Origin of the sequence: Paenibacillus agri (assembly GCF_013359945.1) — a bacterium.
Classification (GTDB): domain Bacteria; phylum Bacillota; class Bacilli; order Paenibacillales; family Paenibacillaceae; genus Paenibacillus_AQ; species Paenibacillus_AQ agri.
In genome coordinates this window covers 1-500 of record NZ_JABWCS010000152.1, presented here as the reverse complement: position 1 = coordinate 500, position 500 = coordinate 1, and the positions used below count along the sequence as shown (strand labels likewise).

Sequence of the window (500 nt, the reverse complement as noted above, 5' to 3'; positions counted from 1 at the left end):
TCGATATATCGGAACAAATGGTTTTCGGCTTCTTTTTGAGTCTGGAAAATGGCTCTACGGTAGATCAATTCTCGCTTAAGGATGCTGTGGAACGATTCTATGCAGGCATTGTCGTAGCAGTTCCCTCGGCGGCTCATGCTGCGAATCATATGGTACTTCTTTAGCTTCTTCCGGTATTTTTCCGAGGCGTACTGGCTTCCACGGTCAGAATGGTGAATGAGTCCTTTTTCGGGCTTCTGTGCCTCGTACGCTTTGTCTAGCGCGGCAGAAACCAGTTCCACTTTCATTCGGTTTCCGAGCTCCCAGCCCACAATTTTACGCGTGAATAAATCTAGTACGCTCGCTAAATAAACCGTGCCTTGACGTGTCCGGATATAGGTAATATCTGTAACCCATACCTGATTCGGTTTTGTGCACACATCGAAGTGTTGGTTTAACCAATTCGGCGCAATAGGGAAGTCATGGTTTGAATCGGTCGTTTGGACTTTGAATTTACCCAT

General features: G+C 46.4%; 1 protein-coding gene. It reads right to left on the bottom strand.

What is annotated here, in order from left to right; translation table 11 throughout:
- Positions 1–500, bottom strand: a 500-nt coding sequence (locus HPT30_RS00755) for an IS3 family transposase (protein WP_175369662.1), incomplete at both ends; no start/stop codon positions are given.